The sequence below is a fragment of the Streptomyces sp. NPDC056231 genome, assembly GCF_048270745.1.
Taxonomy (GTDB): Bacteria; Actinomycetota; Actinomycetes; order Streptomycetales; family Streptomycetaceae; genus Streptomyces.
Genome location: NZ_JBLVKW010000004.1, coordinates 22477 through 40824, shown reverse-complemented (window position 1 = coordinate 40824; position 18348 = coordinate 22477). Strand labels below are relative to the sequence as shown.

Here is an 18348-nt window from a genome sequence, read left to right as displayed (position 1 = left end):
GTGTTTTCCCCCGTTCCGGGCCGCGCGCGGACGCGCGACGGCTGTTGTGGGGGACGCTAGAAGGGGGTGGTGTTCACGGATTATCGTTTCGATTTCGTGGCCTGTGGCGGCGGGTGGAACGGCCTTTCTCGGCCAATGGCGGTGCCCGCTCCCGCCTCCCCGCCACGTGGGAAGAACGTCCCCCTGCCGGTTGTCCTCGAGCGCACCGCTGTGTGCCCGGACGTGCCAGGAGGGGGACGTGCGACGCGAGCCGCGGGGTGGTCACCGCTTCAGGGCGGTCTCCAGCCACTGCACGACCTCGGGCGTCACCGGGTCGGTGATGTCCGCGAACTCGTCGTGCCTCTTGAGGAACTTCGCCACGTAAGGGCAGACCGGCACGATGCGCTTTCCGGAGGCGCGTACGTCGGTCAGGGCCTGCTCCACGAGGAGCGAGGCCAGGCCCTGGCCTGCGAAGGCGTCGTCGATCTCGGTGTGAAAGAAGACACGTTGTCCGTCGCGGTCGCGGTAGGCGGTGAGGCCCGCGCGTTCGCCGTCGACCAGAACCTCGTAACGGTGCCTGGAGTCGACTCTCTGAACGGTCGGCTCGGATGCATGCTCGGTCATGACGGGCCTTTCGGTGTCGTACGTCACTCAGTGGTGTGCAGGATTCTTGCGTGGGGCGATGCGGGCGTTCGGAAGGCCGGGTGCGGGAAGGCGGTCGCCGTCGTAACCGTCGACACTGCCGAAGCGATCGGAGGCGTTCTCCCACGCGGTCCGCGCCTCGACGATGTCCTCGTGGCTGCGACCGATGAAGTTCCACCACATGACGATCTGTTCCTGGAACGGTGTGCCGCCCAGCAGCACCACGCGGGCCGGGCGTTCCGTCTCGTTCGTCAGGGTCAGGGCGTCGCCCCCGGTGCCGATGTATCCCAACTCGGCCGGGTGCAGAAGTGTTCCGTCGACGCGGACGTTCCCTTCGTCGACGAGCAGTCCGTGCTCGAATCCGGGATCCACGCGGAGGCTGGTCGTCGTGTGCGGGTCGAGAACGAGTTCGGCGCCGAGCAAGGGCGTGAAGGTCGGTACCGGAGAGGTGTCACCCGCCAATGACCCCAGGAACACCCTGATGTCGGCTCCGTCCACCCGGACCCGTCGCGGGACGTAGTGCTGGAAGTCACGTCCGGTGTGCCGGTGCTCTTCGGGCAGGGCCACCCACAACTGGACGCCGTGCAGTGCGGTGGTGCGGGCGGTGGAGACCTCCGAGTGGCTGATGCCGTACCCGCTGGTCATGAGGTTGAGCTCGCCGGGCCGGACGAGCGCGTGGCTGCCCAGGCTGTCGCGGTGCTCGATCTCTCCGCTGAACAGCCAGCTGACGGTCTGCAGGCCGATGTGCGGATGAGGAGCCACGTCCATGCCACCTGTGTCGGCGACGTCGTCGGGGCCGTAGTGGTCGATGAAGCACCAGGCCCCGATCAGCGTCCGCGCCCGCTGCGGCAGCGTGCGCCGTACCGTCATCGCACGCGGTCCGCCCAACGGGACGTCCCGGGCGGACAGCACATCGACACGCTGCACGGCAGACTCACCGTGGCCTGCCGCACCCCGGCTCCGCTCGGCCGGATCCACTTCGACATCGCTCACCGCACGCCCCTCTCACCCAAGAGTGATTTCACATTCAACAATCATGCCTGATACTAAGTCCATGTCCCCGCACGCGCACGGCAGAGGAGCGAGGGCCGGAAGCGGCCCCGGAGGAGTCCACGGTGAGTGACACGACAGCAGACCTGGCCAGCCGACGGGTCTACATCGACAAGCAGAGCCCCAAGGCCTACCGTGCACTCGTCGGGACGGCCGACGCGGTCCGCGTGGCCGCCGCCGAGGCGGGGATCGACCGAAGCCTGGTGGAGCTGATCAACCTCCGCGTGTCGCAGATCAACGGCTGCGCGTACTGCCTGAGCGTGCATACCGGGGCCGCGCTGCGCGCCGGTGAGACGACGCAGCGCCTGGGCGTGCTGGCAGCCTGGCGCGACACCGAACTCTTCACGGCCCGGGAACGCGCGGCACTCGCCCTCGCGGAGGCGACCACCGACCCCGCGAACGCCGTCGAGCAGGAGAAAGCCTACGCCGCGGCCCGCCAGGTCCTCACCGAGGACGAGATCTCCGCGGTGATCTGGGTGGCCATCACCATCAACGCCTTCAACCGGGTCTCCATCCTGAGTAAGCATCCCGTGCGGGGTATCCCCCCTCAGTGATCCGGCAGGCGCGCCGGGCCGAGGACATCGCGCAACTGGGTGCGGCCCGTGATGCCGAGCTTGGGAAAGATCTTGTGCAGATGAAAGCCGATGGTACGCGGAGACAGATAGAGCCGGGCGCCGATGTCCCGGTTGGTCAGGCCCTCCGCGGCCAGTTGGGCGATCTGCAGCTCCTGCGGCGTCAGGTCGGCCACCGCTTCGGGCGCCGCGGAATCCGCCACGGCCACGCCTGCCGCGCGGAGTTCGGCCGTGGTGCGCTCGACCCAGGGGCGCGCGTCGAGCCGTTCGAAGATCCCGAGGGCGGTACCGAGAGCGGTGCGCGCCTCCGCGGCCCGTCGGCGCCTTCGCAGCCACTCGCCGAAGTCCAGCTGCGCGAGGGCGTGCTCGAAGGGCCATCGGAGGCAGGCCGGGTCGGCGAGCGCCGCACGGAAATGGGGCTCCGCGTCCTCGGGATCGCTCAGCAGCGCCGCGGCACGATGCACGATCGCGTCCAGGCGGGCGGAGCGGGACGCGCCCAGGGCCGTCTCTGCGGCGCGGAGCACGGAGCGGGCGTCGTCCGCCTGGCCGGCGCGGACGGCTGCGGCGGCAAGATCGGCGAGGTGGTACAGGGAAGCGTGGTAGTGCACGGGCGCGGGGTGGAAGTCCTGAGTGAACATGCGCCGGAAGTGCTCGTACGCCGCCTTGTGGTCGCCCTCCGCCAGGGCGGCCATGCCGAGCGCCTGGCAGTGACGCACATACAGGCTGCGGGAATCGAGCAGGTCGATGCCGCGGACGGCATCGCCGGCCTGCGCGCGTGCGGCCTCGTGGTCCCCGCGGGCGGCGCGCAGCGTGGCCCGCAGGATCGACGATCCCACGGTGACGTTGTCCGCGCCTGACTCTGTCGCCATCCAGAAGGCGTCCTCGGCGGCGGATCGGGCCGCGGTCCAGGCTCCGCTCTCGAACAGGGCGAGGGCGAGGGCCTGCGCGACGGTGCAGTTGGCGCCGGCCGTCGCAGCTCGGCGCAGATGGTCCAGGGTCTGGCCGAGCAGGCGCACGGCCTGGTCGGTCTCGTCCAGGATCCAGGCTGTGGCGCCGAGCACGACGAAGTCGGACAGGGAACTGTCCTGCAGTGTGTCCACCGCATGGGCCAGGCCCTTCAGAGCCTCCTCCCGGTCCGTGAACGGGTGGCTGACCACCTGTGGCCAGAGGCAGTCGATCCTGTTCGGCGGCGACGTGATGAGGCCGCCGATCCGCTGGAGTTCGGTCCGGTAGAACGGAGCGCCGGAGTTGTATGCGGGGGTCGATGCCGTTGACAGCGCGCTCAGAGCCAGGGCAGGTGCGTGTGCGGCCATGGATTCGGCCACGGGCAGCAGGAAGGCCAGGGAGTCGTCGTGCCGGAGCGTCACGGCCAGGGACCACCCGCCGCGCAGGGACGCCTCGGCGAGGAGCTGGGCGTCGTCCGTCAGGGTGTCGACGCGGGCCGCGATCTCACCGACCCACTGCGGATACCCGGCGTACATGGCCGATTCGGCGGCGGCGAGCAGGCGCCTGGCACGCTGATCCGGCTCCGACGTGAGTTCCGCGGCGCGTTCCAGCGCCGTGGCCGCGGACGCGTATCCGCCGCGACGCCGCGAGCGTTCCGCGGTCTCCGCGAGAGCGTCGGCGACTTGAGCGTCCGGGCCGAATGCGGCTGCGGCGAGATGCCAGGCACGGCGATCGGGTTCCTGCGCGAGCGCGGCGGCGAGCGCCAGGTGGGCCTCGCGGCGCTCGGCGAACGAAGCGGCCTGGTAGATCGCGGAGCGGACCAGCGGATGACGCAGACGCACGTGGCTGTCCTCGATGCGCACCAGCCCCGCCTGTTCGGCGGGTCTCCACACCTCCGGCGCGTCCAGGCCGGGCACGGCGTGGAGAACGTCCGAGAGCCGGGCGCTGCCGGCTGCCGCCGCCAGGAGCAGGGCCCGGCGTGTGTCGGGTGGCAGGGCGGCCAGGTCGGCGGCGAACAGGTGCTCCAGCCGGGCGGTGAGGGGGAGCGAGTCGATCGAGTCGAATCCGCGGCTGCCCAGATCACTGGCGAAGGCTCGTGTGAGCTCGATGAGGGCCAGTGGGTTCCCGGCCGCCTGCTGGAGAATCCGGGACCGGACGCGATCCCGTGGTGGATGCGGCTGCGCGTCCAGCAGGAGCCCCGCCGAAGCCCGGTCCAGGGGCCCTGCGGCCAGATGCGGGAAGTCGCGGTCGAAGCGCGCAGGCACCGCGTCATCCCGAGCGGCGAGCAGCAGGCCGACCCGTTCGCCTTCGAGGCGCCGGGCGATGAAGGCGAGGACGTCCAGCGAGCCGACGTCCAGCCACTGTGCGTCGTCGACGGTGATCAGCAAGGGGCGTTCCGTCGCCGCGTCCGAGAGCAGCGTCAGCACGCCGACCCTGATCAACAGCGGGTCCGGCGCCTGTGACTCGTCGGTGTCGTCCGTACCGAATGCGCGGCGCAGGGCATCGCGCTGGCGCTGGGTAAGCCGGTCGACGCCGGAGAGTACCGGGCGCAGCAGTTGGTGCACCGCCGCGAAACCCAGGTCCTGCTCGCCTTCGCTGCCTCGCACCCGGAGCACGCGCCGGCCGCCGGCCACAGCGTGCGAGGCCGCCCATTCCACCAGGGCGCTCTTGCCCGCTCCCGGCTCGCCGGTCAGCACGAGCACCTTCGGGCCGTGGTCGTCCTCGGCGTCGATCAGTTGCGCGATCCGCGCCAGTTCACGATTCCTGCCCAGGACCTCCCGCGTGCGTGCCGGGTCGGTGCCGAAGTCCATGCTTTTCCTTGTCCGTCCAATCATCCGCCTGCCGAACCGGTGTGGATGCGAAATGCCTGCTCAGTGCTCTGAAGACATCCTGCCAGGCCCGATTTCGGCATGACTGGTCACATGACAGAAGCGTTCCTGCCGACGCCTTGGCAGCATCCATTCATGGGCGTGGACGTGCGAGCTGCCGACCTGTCCTCCAGCGAGATCAGTAGGCCGTGGCGATCCCGTCCATGGTTCGGGGGATCGGAGTGCGATGACGGAATTCGACGTGAAGGGCGCGGCAGCCGCCGGTGAAGGAATCGACCCCGGCGGCTCCGAGCCGATCGCCGCAGTGGTGATCGGCCGGGAGATGGAGGTCGACCGGATCCTGCGGTCCCTCGACGTACGCAATGACCTCCCCCAGGCTCTTCTCCTGCTCGGCGACGCCGGAAGCGGCAAGTCCCGGCTGCTCCGGGTTGCCGCGCAGACAGCCGAAGGACGCCGCACCCGGGTCCTGTCGGCGCAGGGCTGGGGCTCCGAGGAGCCGCATGCGTTCTCGACCCTGCACCAGCTGCTCCTGCCGGTGCTCGGCGCGATCGACGCTCTGCCGGCACACCAGCGGCGGGCGCTGCGCACCGCTTTCGGGCCGGCTCCGGAGACCGGACTTCCGGAGAGAAGAGCACTGGGCGCAGCAGTCCTGACACTCCTGGGGCACCTCGCACAGGCACGCCCGGTCCTGCTGACCGTGGACGACCTGCAGGACTGCGATCGCGTGTCCATGGATGTCCTCTTCTTCGTGACGCGACGCCTGACGGACCAGGCCGTGACCGTGCTGTTCACCGCACGCGGCGAGGCTCCCCCGGCCGGGGTCCCCGCGGATCTTCCCGTCCTGTCGCTCGGCCCGCTGTCGCACCGGGCGTCGGCCCTGCTTCTGGATGCACAGCCCGGCGCACCCGCGGGAAGGGCCAGGCTGGACCTGCTCCGGCAGGCGGAGGGGAACCCGCTGGCGGTCGTCGAGCTGAGCCGGGCGGCGTACGGCGGAAGCGGGCCGGCACCGGCAGGTGCGGACCCGCGGCAGACCGCGCGGATCCAGCAGATGTTCGCCGCACGACTGGGCGAGCTGCCGGAGGAAACTCAGCGCGCCCTGCTGTACGCGGCCGCCGCCTTGAAGGAGGACGAACTCGGCACCGTCATGTCCGCATGGGGAGCCCACGACCTCACCGTGTGGGTCCCGGCGGAGGATGCCGAGCTGATCACCATCGCCGACGGCCGTCTCTCGTTCCGCAACCCGCTGATCCGCACGGCGGCATTCCACCGGCACGCCGCGAAGCTGCGGCAGCAGGTCCACCGGGATCTCGCCGCCGCACGAGGCCAGGTCCCCGCACGTCGGGCCTGGCACCTGGCCGCAGCAGCCATCGGCCCGGACGAGACGGTGGCCACTGCCCTGGAGGAAGCCGCCGCCCAGTCCGCGCAGACCGGAGACTGCTTCGCCTCGGCGAAGGCACTGGAACAAGCCGCACGCTTCAGCCCCGGCGTCCACGACCGGGCTCGACGTCTCGCCCGAGCGCTGGCCGCCGCGAGCGACGTCGGGGACCCGGAATGGGTGCGCGAGCTGTACGAACGGTTCACCCGGGTGAACAGCGACCCGGAACTGCTGTGCGTCGCGGCCTGTGCCATGAGTGGAGCGCTGTCGCTGCTCTCTTTTCAGCGGGAGGCCTTCGACCTCCTGCTCGACGTGTGGCAGCGCACGCCGCCGAGCTGTGCAACGACCTCCTTCGCACTGGCCGCGGTCGCGACAGGGATCTCCCGCAGGTCAGGGCTGCCCGAGCACCGGCTGCCGCTGCCACGACTGCTCGACCACGCGGTCCGGGCAGCGCAGGCCGAGAAGGACCGGTGCGCACAGCAGGACGGGTTCTTCCACGAGCCCGCCGGGCCCGAGGTTCTCGCCTTCCTGGAGGCTGCCGTGTCGGTGGGAATCGATCCTGCTGTACGCGGCGGCAGCGACGCGCTGCGAAGGTTGACCGCCCCTCCCTCCGAACCCCTCGACGGTGCGCGCCGGCTGACCCGTCTGCTGGCGACCGCCTCGGTCGCCCACCACCTCGACGAGTCGGAGCTGTGCGCGGAGAGCTACCGGCAGGCAGGAGCGCTCCGTGGCACGCGGGGCACGCTGGGGCCACGCGCATGGACCCTCGCGGCCCAGGTGGACACCCTCGTGAGCATCGGACGGTGGTCCGAGGCCGAGGCGGTGATCGAGGAGGGCCGGTCCGCCGCCGCCGTCCACCGGTTGACCCGTGTCGACATGGACCTCGAAGCCCTGGAGGTGACCCTCCGCGCGCTTCGCGGCGAGACGATGCCGGACATCCCGTTCACCGGGCCCCACTGGCGCTCCGTCAGTCTGGACGAGAACCGCTCCACACACGCCAGAATGCTGCGGGCCTGCGGTCTGACCGCGATGGTCCTCGGGGACGGCGACCGGGCCTTCCGGCACTTGCGGGCGTTGTTCGGGGAGGACGGCTCGCCCCTCGACCCCTTCCTTTCGCCACGCTCCATCAGCGAACTGGCCGCCGTCGCCCGGCGAATCGGCCGGCAGCAGGAGGCGGCGCGCATCCTCGGGGAGGTACGGGAACGCCAGGGCGCGCGACCGACGACGCGGATGACGCTCCTGATGCATCATGCGGCGGCCCTCGTGGACGAGGATGCCGACCCCGAGCACCACTTCCGGCTGGCCCTGGTCAATCCGGAGGCGGACAAGTGGCCCCTGGAGCGGGCCCGGGCCCGGTTGCACTACGCGATCTGGCTGCGCAGGCGCAGAAGGCCCCTGGAGGCCCGAGCGCAGCTGACCGCGGTGGTGGAGGTCGCGGCCCGGCTCGACGCCCGGCACCTTGCCGCGTCGGCCCGCGGCGAGCTGCGCGCGACCGGGGTGGCCCAGGCTCCCGCGTCGGCCGATCGCCTGGCCGAACTGACGGCCCAGCAACAGCAGATCGCGCGTCTGGCGGCGAACGGACTCTCGAATCGCGAGATCGGTGAACGGCTCTTCCTCTCGCCGCGTACCGTGGGCTCGCACCTCTACAACGTCTATCCGAAGCTCGGCATCAGCAGCCGCCACCAACTGCGGGACCTGCTGCACGACAGGTGACGGGCGATGAACCAGAACCCCGAGGGGCCGCGCGAGAGGCGAACCGGATGCAGTCGGACCCCGAAGTGCGGGCGGGCGGCAAGGCCCCGTCGGCCGTGACGCTCGATCCGCTGGTGCAGCGGCTCGTCGACGCGTCCGCAGCACCCCCTTTCTTGCATGAGCTGGGACCGGTCGACGGCCGACAGGCGTTGCGGGAGTCTCAGATCCACCTGGTCGACGACTTCGAGGTGGACGCCACCTTCCACGTGGCGCCCGTGGGGCCCTCCGGCCTGGTCGGCTTCTGGATCTGTAGGCCGTCGGACCTCACCGGCCCGCTTCCCGCGGTGCTCTACGCCCACGGGGGCCGATGGATGCTGGGAGACGCACAGACCCACGCACGGCTCGTCAGCGAGCTCGTGCGCGGTGCGGGCGTGGCCGCTGTCGTCCCCGAGTACAGCCGTACTCCCGAGGCCCGCTACCCCGTGGCCCTCGAGGAGTGCTACGCGCTGATGACCTGGGTGGTCCGGCAGGCCGGGGCACTCGGGCTCGACGCCGACCGGCTGGCGGTCGCCGGAGACTGCGCCGGTGCCACCGTGGCCACGGCGCTCACGCTGATGGCGAAGTCGCGCGGCGGCCCGAGGGTCCGCGCCCAACTGCTGTACTACCCGCTCACCGACTCCCGCTGCGACAGCCCTTCCCAGCGGCAGTTCGCCACGGGCTATCTGCTCACCCGGAAGGCGCTGCGCTCGTACTGGCAGCAGTACGCCGACGATCCGGGGCAGCGGGACGAGCCGACGGCGTCCCCCATGCGTGCGAGCGTCGCGGAGCTCGCCGGGCTGCCGCCTGCGCTGGTGATCACGGCGGAGGCCGACGTGACACGGGATGAGGGGGAGCGGTACGCGGACCGGCTGCGTGGTGCCGGAGTCGAGGTGACCTCAGCCCGATTCCTGGGCACGGTCCACGACTTCGTGTCGCTGACCGCGTTGCGCGACAGCCCGACCACGCGGACGGCCGTGCTCCTGGGAGGATCCTTCCTTCGCAGCCACCTGAAGTGAGGGCGGCTGCCTGCTGTGCCCGGGCAGGACGGAGCAGGTGGGGCCGGACCAGTCGGCCGACCGATGCGTCCGTCACCTCGTCGGAGGCACGCTGGCCTGTATGTCAACGAGTTTCGGTGCCTTCCCGGGAGACGGTGCCCACGTCCATGACTCCGCCACGCGGCGACGCCCGCGTCAGGTGCTGTGCACAAGCACCGTTCCCCTCAGCGAGAGTCTGGACTTCTGGCACGACGCCGTCCTCGCGCAACTCGTGGGGATGGACATTTCCGCGGAAGGGGGAACGTACGCCGCCACCATGCGTACGGACCACCTCGGCGACCTTCGGATCAGCACGGTCGAGTGCGATCCCGGAGTGGTGCACCGGGCCCCGCGCTTCATCGCCCGCGGCGACGGCCAAGAGGTGTTCGTCGCCGTACTCACCAGGGGCTTCGCCCAGGTGGAGCAGGATGACCGCGTCACGGAGCTACGACCGGGCGATGTCGCTTTCTTCGAGACCATTCGCCCCTTCCGCACCCGGTTTCCCCAACGGTTCCAGTTGAAGATCTTCGCTGTGCCGCGGAACCTCCTGGGCGTGACGGAGGCGGAACTCAGGCAGATCACGGCGAGGTCCATGCGCCCGCAGGCAGGACTGGCGACCCTGCTCTCGCCGTTCATGTCGCGCCTGGCGGACACCTCCGAGCTGTACTCCGGGTCCGCCGCCGAGCAACTGGCCGGCAGCACGGTGGACCTGCTGGCCGCGGCCGCGGCGCAGCAACTCGGCGCGGAGCCGACGGGTCTGCCCGGAGCCGACCGCGTCCTGCTGGCGCGCATCCACCGGTTCATCCGCTGGCATCTGGCGGATCCTGACCTCACCCCCGAGGCCGTCGCACGGGCCCATCACATCTCGGTGCGGTATCTGCACCGGCTGTTCGAGGGGGAGGGCACGACGGTCAGCCGTCGGATCCGTGAGCTGCGCATGCAGGAGTGCCGCCGGGAGCTGACGGCCACCGCCGCGCAGGGCGCCGGCGTGGGAAGCGTCGCCCGCCGCTGGGGATTCACCAGCACGTCTCATTTCGGACGGGCGTTTCGCCGGGAGTACGGGACGTCGCCGACCGAGTGGCTGCGACACGAGCAGGGCCGACGCTCCGTCGAGGGGGACGAGACATGCCGGTCCGAGCGCCGCTGACGGCCGGTGTGCCGACGATGGACCTGTCCACGGAGACCGTCGGGCCCGCGGACCGGGTTCCGGCCTGGAAGCGGGCCCTTTCGCGAGCCTACGTCGATCTGGACCTGGTCGTCCGGGAGGACCCGCGGTCCTGGAAGGGGTCCCTCAGGGCGGACCGGCTGGGATCGCTTCAGGTCGCGACCGAGGAGTCGGACCCCGCGAAGCTCCTTCGGACCCCGGAGGGCGCGGCGGCGGACGGCCGTGCGTACATGTTCGCCCGCGTTCAGCTGGAGGGTTCGGCGCTGCTGTCCCAGGACGGCCGTGCCGCGCAGCTGCACCCGGGGGTCCTGGCCTTCTACGACGCGACCCGACCGTTCACCCTTGTCCTGCCGGAGCCGCACCGGGCCCGTGTCCTGATGGTTCCCCGCACGAAGCTGCGGCTGGACGAGGCGGAGATGCGACGGGTCACCGCGAGGGCCGTCGGCGACACGGCCGACAGACCGTCAGAACTGATTCTGCCGCTCCTGTCCGGGCTGGCGCAGGAGATCGGCTCCGCCTCGCCCCAGGTGGGCGAGCGACTCGCGCGCACCGTCACGGGTCTGCTCTCGACCCTGGCCGAAGACCTGGTGAAGACGGACGGGAGGCCCGGGGCCGAGGCGGGGCCGGTCACGGTGCTGGACCGGATCAAGGCCTCCGTCGAGTCCCGCCTCGGCGAGCCCGAGCTGTCTCCCCGGATGCTCGCCGACGAGCACCACATCTCCCTGCGTTACCTGCACAAGCTTTTTCACGCGCAGGGCACCACGGTCAGCGGCTGGGTGCGCCAACGGCGACTCGAGGCGTGCAGGGCCGAACTGGCCCGTCCCGGCGCGGCCGACCTGGTGATCTCGGCCGTGGCGGCTCGCTGGGGCTTCATCAGTCCGGCCCACTTCAGCCGTGCCTTCCGCCAGGCCTACGGGGTGTCCCCGACCCAGTGGCGCGCGAGCGCAGGCACTCAGCAGCGGCGAACGGCCGACCGGGTCCGTTCTGTCTGAGAGCCTGTCGGGTGACCTCCGACCGGGCGGCCACGCCCTGGCACGCACGCTTCCCGCGTTGTCGTCAGTCACCAACGCTCCGCGTTGACTCCCTTCTCCGCCTTGGAATCGCACGCACCAGGCCGCGTCCGCTATCCGATCAGAGGTCACCCGACAGGCTCTGAGACGTACGACCGGAAAAAAGAGCGGGCCCCGCGCCGCGATCCGGGTGCGGGGCCCGCGCCCCTTCACGACAGCGGCCTGGTCCTGGCGGCGTTCGAGGCCGAGAGGCGATGTCCGGCCACGGAGGTCGCCGTGAGCAGCGGGTGTCCCGGGAGGGCCGGTTCGTGACCGGCCCTCCCGGGAGATCAGAGCGAGAAGCAGGGGGCGAAGACCGCGCTCTCGAAATCCGGGGCCAGGCCTCGACGGGCGGGAGAGAGCCGCGGCACACCACATGGCAGCGCCCACGCTCCATCGGACTGAATGCACGGGGGGCTTGCTGCTCCATGCGCAAGCCCGGACCCCGGCCGCCCGCAACTGTTTCGCCGCCAGGCTATTTCGGGCCCAAGTACCCGTGTGTCCCGGCAGTGCACCGGACGCGTTCCGGGAGTGCACTGTCTCGTCAAGGGGCTGTTCCGTCATCCCGGGCGGGCACCGGGACAGCTCTTGGGCGTGCACTTCGCGGTCGACGCCGGTGCGTTGGTGGTCAATCCCCGCCGTCCTCAGGGTTCTAGCTTGATGATCGACGGCCCGCAGATCTCAATGTCCGGCCTGGATTTGCCTCGCCGGAGGGACCGGCGCATCACAAGAAACTCAGGAGACTCACATGTCCGACGTCGTGGAGCCGGTCCAGCCGGTGCTGGAGCCGGCGGCAGCCGCGTTCGCCGAGGCGACCGCCAATCCGCCGTACCTTTTCGACCTGCCGCCCGCCGAGGGTCGCAAGGCGGTCGACGAGGTGCAGTCCGGCGAGATCGGCAAGCCGCGGGTCGACGAGGAGTGGATCACTGTCCCGGGCGGTCCGACGGGCAGTGTCCGCGCGCGCATCGTCAGGCCCGCCGGTGTGGAGGGGACCCTCCCGGTGATTCTCTACATCCACGGCGCCGGCTGGGTGTTCGGCAATGCGCACACCCACGACCGCCTGGTGCGCGAACTCGCCGTCGGCGCCGACGCCGCCGTGGTCTTCCCCGAGTACGACCTCTCCCCCGAGGTCCGCTACCCGGTCGCCATCGAGCAGAACTACGCAGTCGCCCGATGGGTCGTCCAGCAGGGTGCGTCCAAGGACCTCGACGGCACCCGGCTGGCCGTTGCCGGCGACTCCGTCGGCGGCAACATGACCGCCGCACTGACGCTGATGGCCAAGGAGCGCGGCGACGTACCGCTGGTCCAGCAGGTTCTCTTCTACCCGGTCACCGACGCGAACTTCGACACCGGCTCCTACCACCAGTTCGCCACCGGCTACTTCCTGCGCCGCGACGGCATGCAGTGGTTCTGGGACCAGTACACCACCGACGAAGCCGAGCGCGCCCAGATCACCGCCTCCCCGCTGCGGGCCACCACCGAGCAGCTCACCGGGCTGCCGCCCGCCCTGGTCATCACCGGCGAGGCCGATGTGCTGCGCGACGAGGGCGAGGCCTACGCCAACAAGCTCCGCGAGGCCGGTGTGCCCGTCACCGCCGTCCGATTCCAGGGCATCATCCACGACTTCGTCATGCTCAACGCCCTGCGCGAGACCCACGCCGCCCAGGCCGCCATCACGTTGGCCATCGGCACTCTGCGCACCGCGCTCCACGCCGGCTGACACCGCGTACATCGCTTCCGTGGCTGCTCAGATCGACGGCCGGTAGTGCTGGTCGGCCACTCCTACGGCGGTGCGCTCATCTCCGTGGCAGGAACCGCGGAGAACGTCGTCGGACTGGTCTACATCGCGGCCTATGCCACCGAAGAGGACGAGAGCCTGGGCGAGTTGCAGGGCCGCTTCCCTCTCTCGCCGCTCGTCAGCAATCCGAAGGAGACGACGTACCCCGTGGAGGGCGCCGAGCCCGCGGTCGAGGTCACCATCAAGGCCGAGGCCTTCGGGGACATCTTCGCCGCGGACGTCCCGGACCCGGTCACCGAGGTCCTGGCGGTGGCGCAGCGCCCGTTGGCCGCCTCGGCGTTCATGGAGACCGCCTCGGCCGCCGCGTGGAAGACCAAGCCCTCCTGGGCGCTCGTCGCCGGCGCGGACCAGGCGATCAACCCCGAGGTCCAGCGCTTCGGCGCGCAGCGGGCCGGGGCGACGACCGTCGAGATCGAGGGTGCCTCGCACGCCGTGGCGGTGTCCCGGCCCGACGAGGTCGCCGCACTGATCCGGGACGCGGCACGCGGGGGCGAAAACTTGCGGGAAGATTCTGCAACATCTTGCGGCCGTGGTGACTGCCCTGTTTGACTCGCCTGCCGACAGCCACAGTTGCCGGTCGGCCGGAGAGGAACACCCATAAGCGCCGAGACCGATGTTCTCGTCCTGGGAGGCGCGGGCGTCGACACGATCGTGTACGTCCCGGAGCTGCCCCTCCCGTACGCCGACAGCTACATGATCCGCCCGGGGATCGAGACGCGGGCGGGGCAGACCGGGGACTTCGTCGCGCTGGGGGTGAGCGCCCTGGGCCTGCGCACGCATCACCTCGACATGATCGGCGACGACCACGCGGGTGACCTGATCCGGGCGCTGCACCGCGACCGCGGCATCGCACTCACCGAGGTCCCGCTGCCCGGCGGCACCAAACGCGCCGTCAACCTCGTCGGTCCGGACGGACGACGGCTGTCACTGTACGACGACAGCCGGTCGCGGGACGGGGACCGGCTGCCCGAGGCGACGGTCCGGTCCTTGGCCGCAGCGAGCCGTCATGCCCATGTCTCGATCACCCACCCGTGCGCCTTCGCTCTTCCCGTGCTGCGGGAGGCCGGAGTGACGATCTCGACCGACCTGCACAACTGGGACGGCGTCAACCCCTACCACGAGCCGTTCGCGTACGAGGCGGATCTCGTCTTCGTCTCCGCCGTCGCCCTGGCCGACCCGGAGCGGACCATGCGACGCGTCGCCGAGCGGGGACGTGCCCGAGTCGTCGTTGCCACGGCCGGAGCCGAGGGCGCCTGCCTGCTGGCCGACGGCGAGGTGACCCGGATTCCGGCCGTCACGCCCCCGGGGCCGGTGGTGGACTCCAACGGCGCCGGTGACGCCTTCGTGTCCGGCTTCCTCCTCGGCTGGCTGGCCGGCGAACCGCCGCAGCGGTGCGGCCTCTACGGTGCGGTGGCCGGAGCCCACGCCTGCACCGTCGAGTCGACGCGAACCGACCCGATCGGCCGCGACGAACTCCTCGCCCGCGTCGCGGAGTCGGAGAGTTAGAGGAGCTCATAAAATGGGAGTCCGCCGCGAGCCGGGCGCCCATTGTGTGAGCTCCTCTTAGGCCACCGTCAGTTCCAGGGTGTCTCCGGCGGTCGGGCCGGAGCCGGACCGAGTGTGGTGGTGCCCGGGCTGGAGCGGTGACCGAGACCGGTGCGGTAGGCGTCCATGGCGGCTTCGGTGCGGCCCTCGCTGCGCAGCAGGTCGCCCAGGAGCCGGCAGATATCGGCGAGGTCGCCCGCCGCCCCTGCGCGTTCGAGCAGGGAGAGAGCGGTGACGTAGTGCTCCTCGGCGGCCTCGGCGTCACCGGATTCCTCGGCGATCAGGCCCAGCAGCCGATGGGCTCCGCCCGCGTGGACCGCGCCGCGGTCGGGATGGAGACCGCCGAGCAGGTCGCGCAACAGGGCCGCGGCCTCGTCGGCCTTGCCGCGGCGGCGAAGTACATCGGCGAGCTCCACCTCGACCTGGGAGGTGTAGAGGGCGGCGCGCTTGGAGACCAGCATGGAGTGCGCGGTGCGCAGTTCGCACTCCGCTTTTTCCAGGTCGTCGTGCTGGGCGTGGACGTAGCCGCGCATCCAGTGGCAGTGGGCGAGTTCGGTGCGCATCTGCAGTTGCTGGTAGAGCTCGGCCGCCTTGGCGAGCGCGGCATCGGCGGCTGCTGCCCGGCCCTCCGCGATGAGGGTGCGCGCCACCGAGCGGTGCATGGAGGCGACCAGCGCGGGGTCGGAGACCTGCGGAGCCAGCGCCAGGGCCAGCTCGGCGGCCTGCGCGGCGCGGGCGTGCGCCCCCAGATCCATGTAGGGCGCGATGGAGGCGGTGTAGAGCTGGAGCAGGGCGCCGGGGTCCTGCAGGCCGGAGGTGTTCAGTTCGTCGAGGGCGCTTTCCAGCAGGTAGCAGGAGTAGCGGAGTTCGCCTGCGAGGAGGTGGGCGACCGCCCGGCCGCGCACCGCTCGGGCCCGCTCGGGCAGGGGCGCGTCGGCCAGTTGCTGCTCGGCGGCCTCGAAGTGGGCACGCGCCTGGTCGAGTTCACCCGTCTCCAGGGCGCATTCACCCAGCCCGGTGAGGGCAGTGGCCTGTTCGGTCCGGAGGCCATACTCCTCGGCCCGGGCGAGCAGCCGCTCGTACTCCACTGCCGCATCGGCCGCGTCACCCGTGGCCAGGATTTGCTGCGCGTCGGCCAGACGGAGCCGGATCGTGGTGGCGAGATGGCTGGGGCGCCCGGTGGCGAGCTCCTCGTACGAGACGCCGAGCCGCTCGGCGAGGTGGCGCAGCGCCGCCTCGGAGGGCCGGACCTTGCCGGCCTCCAGGGTGGAGATGTACGCGGCCGTGTAGGAAGGCTCGGCCACCTGGCGCTGGGTCAGCTCACGCTCCTTGCGGAGCCGCTTCACCCGTTCGCCGATCACGAGAGGGGCGTCCTGGTCCACCGGGCGGTCCGCCCCCTCCGGTACGCCGCGCGCAGGGGTTCCCGCTGCCTCGTCGGCCGTGGCTGCCCGGCCGGTCCCTGACATCGTGCCTGCTCCTCCGCTGTCGGCTGCTCGCTACGGGTGAACGTCCCAGGGGCAGCAAGGACGGATGTGTGCACGGAATGTTTCCCCTGGCCGGATTCTTCGGTGGGATGTGCAAGCGCAACCTTAGACCGACCGGCAATTGGGGGCGGCGTCACGGGGCTGGGGCACGCACCTCGCGGCGGTGCCGTCAATCACCTGGGTCGAGCGAGTCGCCTCCGCGCCGGTACGGACCGAACAGCACCGGTTCGGTGTCGTGAGCATGCGGTGGGTGCCGCCGCAGCCGGTCGCCGACGAGACGCTGGACTACCTCAGGGTTGTCGCGGAGGACCTGGCTGTCGAGCTGCAGGACCTCGCCCAGCAGGGCGTGTCGATGAAGGCTCCGGACCTCCCACTGTTCATTTCCGCGCTGCCGCGCGGCAACGCCCCCACGGAGAGGAACGGGGGAGCGGAGTCGCCGATCGTCCCCGTGCCGACCAGCAGCATGTTCCTCTACCAGCTGCAACGGCTCGCCGCCGAGCTCACGGCCGCGGTGCACATCCGGGACGTACTCGCCGCCGCCGAATCCCAAGTGGTGCGGCCCTTCGGCGGCCGGGCGGTGATGCTGTGCCTCGCCAAGCAGGGGCGGCTGCATGTGATCGGCGCCTCGGGGTTCTCACGCGAGGCGGTGCAGCGGGTGGAGGGGACGCTGCTGTCCCGCAGCACCCCGGAGACGGACACGATCCGCTCGCTCGAGATCCGGTCGTTCCGGTCCGCCGAGGCACTGCGGGACGCCTATCCGGATGGCGATCCCGACCCGGAGGTCCAGGCCCGCTCTTATCTCCCCCTCGTCTCCAACGGTCGCGCCATGGGCTGCTGCGTCCTGGAATTCCCGGAACCCGCGCGCCCCATCGCGCCTGAGGAGCTCGCCGTCCTGGCGATCATGCTGGAGCAGGTGGGCCAGTCCCTGGAGCGGGCCCGCTCGTACGAGATCGAGCACGCGCTCACCCAGACCCTGCAGCGCAGTCTGCTGCCCCGCAGCCTCCCGCATCTGATCGAGGCGGTCGCCACGGCCCGCTACCTCCCGGCTACCGAGGGGGCGGAGGTGGGCGGCGACTGGTACGACATCGTCCCGCTGCCCAGCGGCGGAATCGGCCTGGTCATCGGTGACGTGGAGGGCCACAGCCTGGAGGCGGTGGCGGTGATGGGGCAGCTCCGCAGCGGCGTCCGGGCGTACGCCACCGAGGGCCATGACCCGGCCACCGTGCTCGAGCGGAGCAACCGGCTCCTGTCCGGGCTGGACACGGATCTGTACGCCACCTACTGCTGCGTCTGGCTCGATCTGTCGACCGGGACCGCCGCCACGGCGACCGCGGGCCACCCGAGTCCGCTCCTTGTCGGCGCGGGAGGACGGAGCTTCACCGGACCGCTGCCCGTCGGACCTCCGCTGGGCGTCGACCCACTGGCCCTGTACGAGCAGAGCGAGGCACTGCTGGAGCCGGGCTCGGTACTGGCACTGTTCACCGACGGCCTGCTGGACGCGCGGCTTCTCGGATCGGACGCGGCGATGGAGAGGCTCGGCCGGGTGCTCGCCGACCACTGCGGAGACGACCTGGAGGTGCTCGCCGACCGCATCGTCGCGGACCGGCGCGAGTGGCGGGTGCTCGCCGACGACGCGGCTCTGCTGCTGGTGCGGTACGAGGGAGCGCATCTGCAGGGCCACCGGCGGACGGCGCGGATGTCCGTACAGCGACACCACCTGCAGGGAGTCGCCCAGGTCAGGCTGTTCCTGCGGGACCTGCTGAGCCAGTGGGGAAGGGTGCGGCTGCAGGACACCCTCGAACTGGTGACGACCGAGGTGGTCACCAACGCACTGATCCACGCCGACAGCGAAGTGGAACTGAGGCTGCGGGAGTACCCGGACCGCATCCGCGTCGAGGTCCGCGACAGCGACCCGCATCCGCCTGTCCCCACGGCGATCGTCGCGGACGAGGAGACCAACCAGGGGGCCGAGTCCGGGCGCGGACTGCTGATCGTCGACGCGCTCGCCGGCGACTGGGGAAGCTCGCCCGCGGGGCGCGGCAAGACCATCTGGTTCGAGATCGCCATTCCGGCTGAATGACGAGGTGCTGCCGTGCCGTCCGGCGGCGTGGCGGCCTGACGGCGTCGCGTCGAGGTCTCGGCGTCCGCGG

Annotated in this window: 12 protein-coding genes and 1 pseudogene; 9 read left to right on the top strand and 4 right to left on the bottom strand. The window is 71.0% G+C overall.

Annotated elements, in window-relative coordinates; genetic code table 11:
* Positions 1-261: 261 nt before the first annotated feature.
* Both ACNPQM_RS05460 and ACNPQM_RS05455 read right to left on the bottom strand, forming a co-directional pair.
* Entirely contained in the window at positions 262-603 is a 342-nt protein-coding gene (locus tag ACNPQM_RS05460) for a GNAT family N-acetyltransferase (protein WP_358859927.1), read from the bottom strand.
* Between the two features lie 27 nt (positions 604-630).
* Positions 631-1614: a pirin family protein gene (locus tag ACNPQM_RS05455; RefSeq protein WP_418083053.1), complete on the bottom strand. Its 984-nt coding sequence runs from the start codon at positions 1612-1614 to the stop codon at positions 631-633.
* 122 nt (positions 1615-1736) lie between these two features.
* Between ACNPQM_RS05455 and ACNPQM_RS05450 the strand changes: the two genes are divergently transcribed.
* Positions 1737-2225: a carboxymuconolactone decarboxylase family protein gene (locus ACNPQM_RS05450; RefSeq protein ID WP_418083051.1), complete on the top strand. Its 489-nt coding sequence runs from the start codon at positions 1737-1739 to the stop codon at positions 2223-2225.
* Here the strand turns inward: ACNPQM_RS05450 and ACNPQM_RS05445 are convergent.
* Positions 2219-4999 carry a helix-turn-helix transcriptional regulator gene (locus tag ACNPQM_RS05445; protein ID WP_418083049.1) on the bottom strand — a complete coding sequence of 927 codons (2781 nt, stop codon included), beginning with the start codon at positions 4997-4999 and terminating at the stop codon, positions 2219-2221. The two genes, ACNPQM_RS05450 and ACNPQM_RS05445, sit on opposite strands and share 7 nt — an antisense overlap.
* Positions 5000-5243: 244 nt before the next feature.
* On the opposite strand from ACNPQM_RS05445, the gene ACNPQM_RS05440 reads away from it, so the two are divergent.
* The 7 genes and pseudogenes from ACNPQM_RS05440 to ACNPQM_RS05410 all read left to right on the top strand — a co-directional run bounded on the left by ACNPQM_RS05440 (position 5244) and on the right by ACNPQM_RS05410 (position 14675).
* A complete protein-coding gene (locus ACNPQM_RS05440; RefSeq protein ID WP_418083047.1) occupies positions 5244-8105 on the top strand; it encodes an AAA family ATPase in 2862 nt (953 codons plus the stop codon).
* A gap of 47 nt (positions 8106-8152) precedes the next feature.
* A complete protein-coding gene (locus tag ACNPQM_RS05435) occupies positions 8153-9139 on the top strand; it encodes an alpha/beta hydrolase (RefSeq protein ID WP_418083045.1) in 987 nt (328 codons plus the stop codon).
* A gap of 100 nt (positions 9140-9239) precedes the next feature.
* On the top strand, positions 9240-10304 hold the full coding sequence (locus ACNPQM_RS05430; RefSeq protein ID WP_418083043.1) for a helix-turn-helix domain-containing protein: 1065 nt from the start codon (positions 9240-9242) through the stop codon (positions 10302-10304).
* A complete protein-coding gene (locus ACNPQM_RS05425; protein WP_418083042.1) occupies positions 10283-11314 on the top strand; it encodes a helix-turn-helix domain-containing protein in 1032 nt (343 codons plus the stop codon). Before ACNPQM_RS05430 ends, ACNPQM_RS05425 begins: the two co-directional genes overlap by 22 nt.
* Positions 11315-12119: 805 nt before the next feature.
* Positions 12120-13091, top strand: a complete 972-nt coding sequence (locus ACNPQM_RS05420; RefSeq protein WP_418083041.1) for an alpha/beta hydrolase — start codon at positions 12120-12122, stop codon at positions 13089-13091.
* Positions 13090-13718 (top strand): annotated as a pseudogene (locus ACNPQM_RS05415) (alpha/beta hydrolase); the annotation flags it as partial. The gene ACNPQM_RS05420 and the pseudogene ACNPQM_RS05415, both read left to right, overlap by 2 nt.
* A 48-nt stretch (positions 13719-13766) precedes the next feature.
* Positions 13767-14675: an adenosine kinase gene (locus tag ACNPQM_RS05410; RefSeq protein ID WP_418083218.1), complete on the top strand. Its 909-nt coding sequence runs from the start codon at positions 13767-13769 to the stop codon at positions 14673-14675.
* A 68-nt stretch (positions 14676-14743) separates the two neighbouring features.
* Here the strand turns inward: ACNPQM_RS05410 and ACNPQM_RS05405 are convergent, their stop codons facing one another.
* Complete coding sequence (locus ACNPQM_RS05405) at positions 14744-16180, bottom strand: helix-turn-helix domain-containing protein (RefSeq protein WP_418083040.1); 1437 nt, start codon at positions 16178-16180, stop codon at positions 14744-14746.
* A gap of 181 nt (positions 16181-16361) precedes the next feature.
* On the opposite strand from ACNPQM_RS05405, the gene ACNPQM_RS05400 reads away from it, so the two are divergent.
* Positions 16362-18278: an ATP-binding SpoIIE family protein phosphatase gene (locus tag ACNPQM_RS05400; protein WP_418083039.1), complete on the top strand. Its 1917-nt coding sequence runs from the start codon at positions 16362-16364 to the stop codon at positions 18276-18278.
* Positions 18279-18348: the final 70 nt, after the last annotated feature.

Excerpts from the sequence above, each read along its gene's own strand:
- ACNPQM_RS05435 (WP_418083045.1), top strand. The coding sequence starts at position 8,153 with ATGCAGTCGGACCCCGAAGTGCGGGCGGGCGGCAAGGCCCCGTCGGCC.
- ACNPQM_RS05430 (WP_418083043.1), top strand. The coding sequence starts at position 9,240 with ATGTCAACGAGTTTCGGTGCCTTCCCGGGAGACGGTGCCCACGTCCAT.
- ACNPQM_RS05460 (WP_358859927.1), bottom strand. The coding sequence starts at position 603 with ATGACCGAGCATGCATCCGAGCCGACCGTTCAGAGAGTCGACTCCAGG.
- ACNPQM_RS05405 (WP_418083040.1), bottom strand. The coding sequence starts at position 16,180 with ATGTCAGGGACCGGCCGGGCAGCCACGGCCGACGAGGCAGCGGGAACC.
- ACNPQM_RS05425 (WP_418083042.1), top strand. The coding sequence starts at position 10,283 with ATGCCGGTCCGAGCGCCGCTGACGGCCGGTGTGCCGACGATGGACCTG.
- ACNPQM_RS05445 (WP_418083049.1), bottom strand. The coding sequence starts at position 4,999 with ATGGACTTCGGCACCGACCCGGCACGCACGCGGGAGGTCCTGGGCAGG.
- ACNPQM_RS05440 (WP_418083047.1), top strand. The coding sequence starts at position 5,244 with ATGACGGAATTCGACGTGAAGGGCGCGGCAGCCGCCGGTGAAGGAATC.
- ACNPQM_RS05420 (WP_418083041.1), top strand. The coding sequence starts at position 12,120 with ATGTCCGACGTCGTGGAGCCGGTCCAGCCGGTGCTGGAGCCGGCGGCA.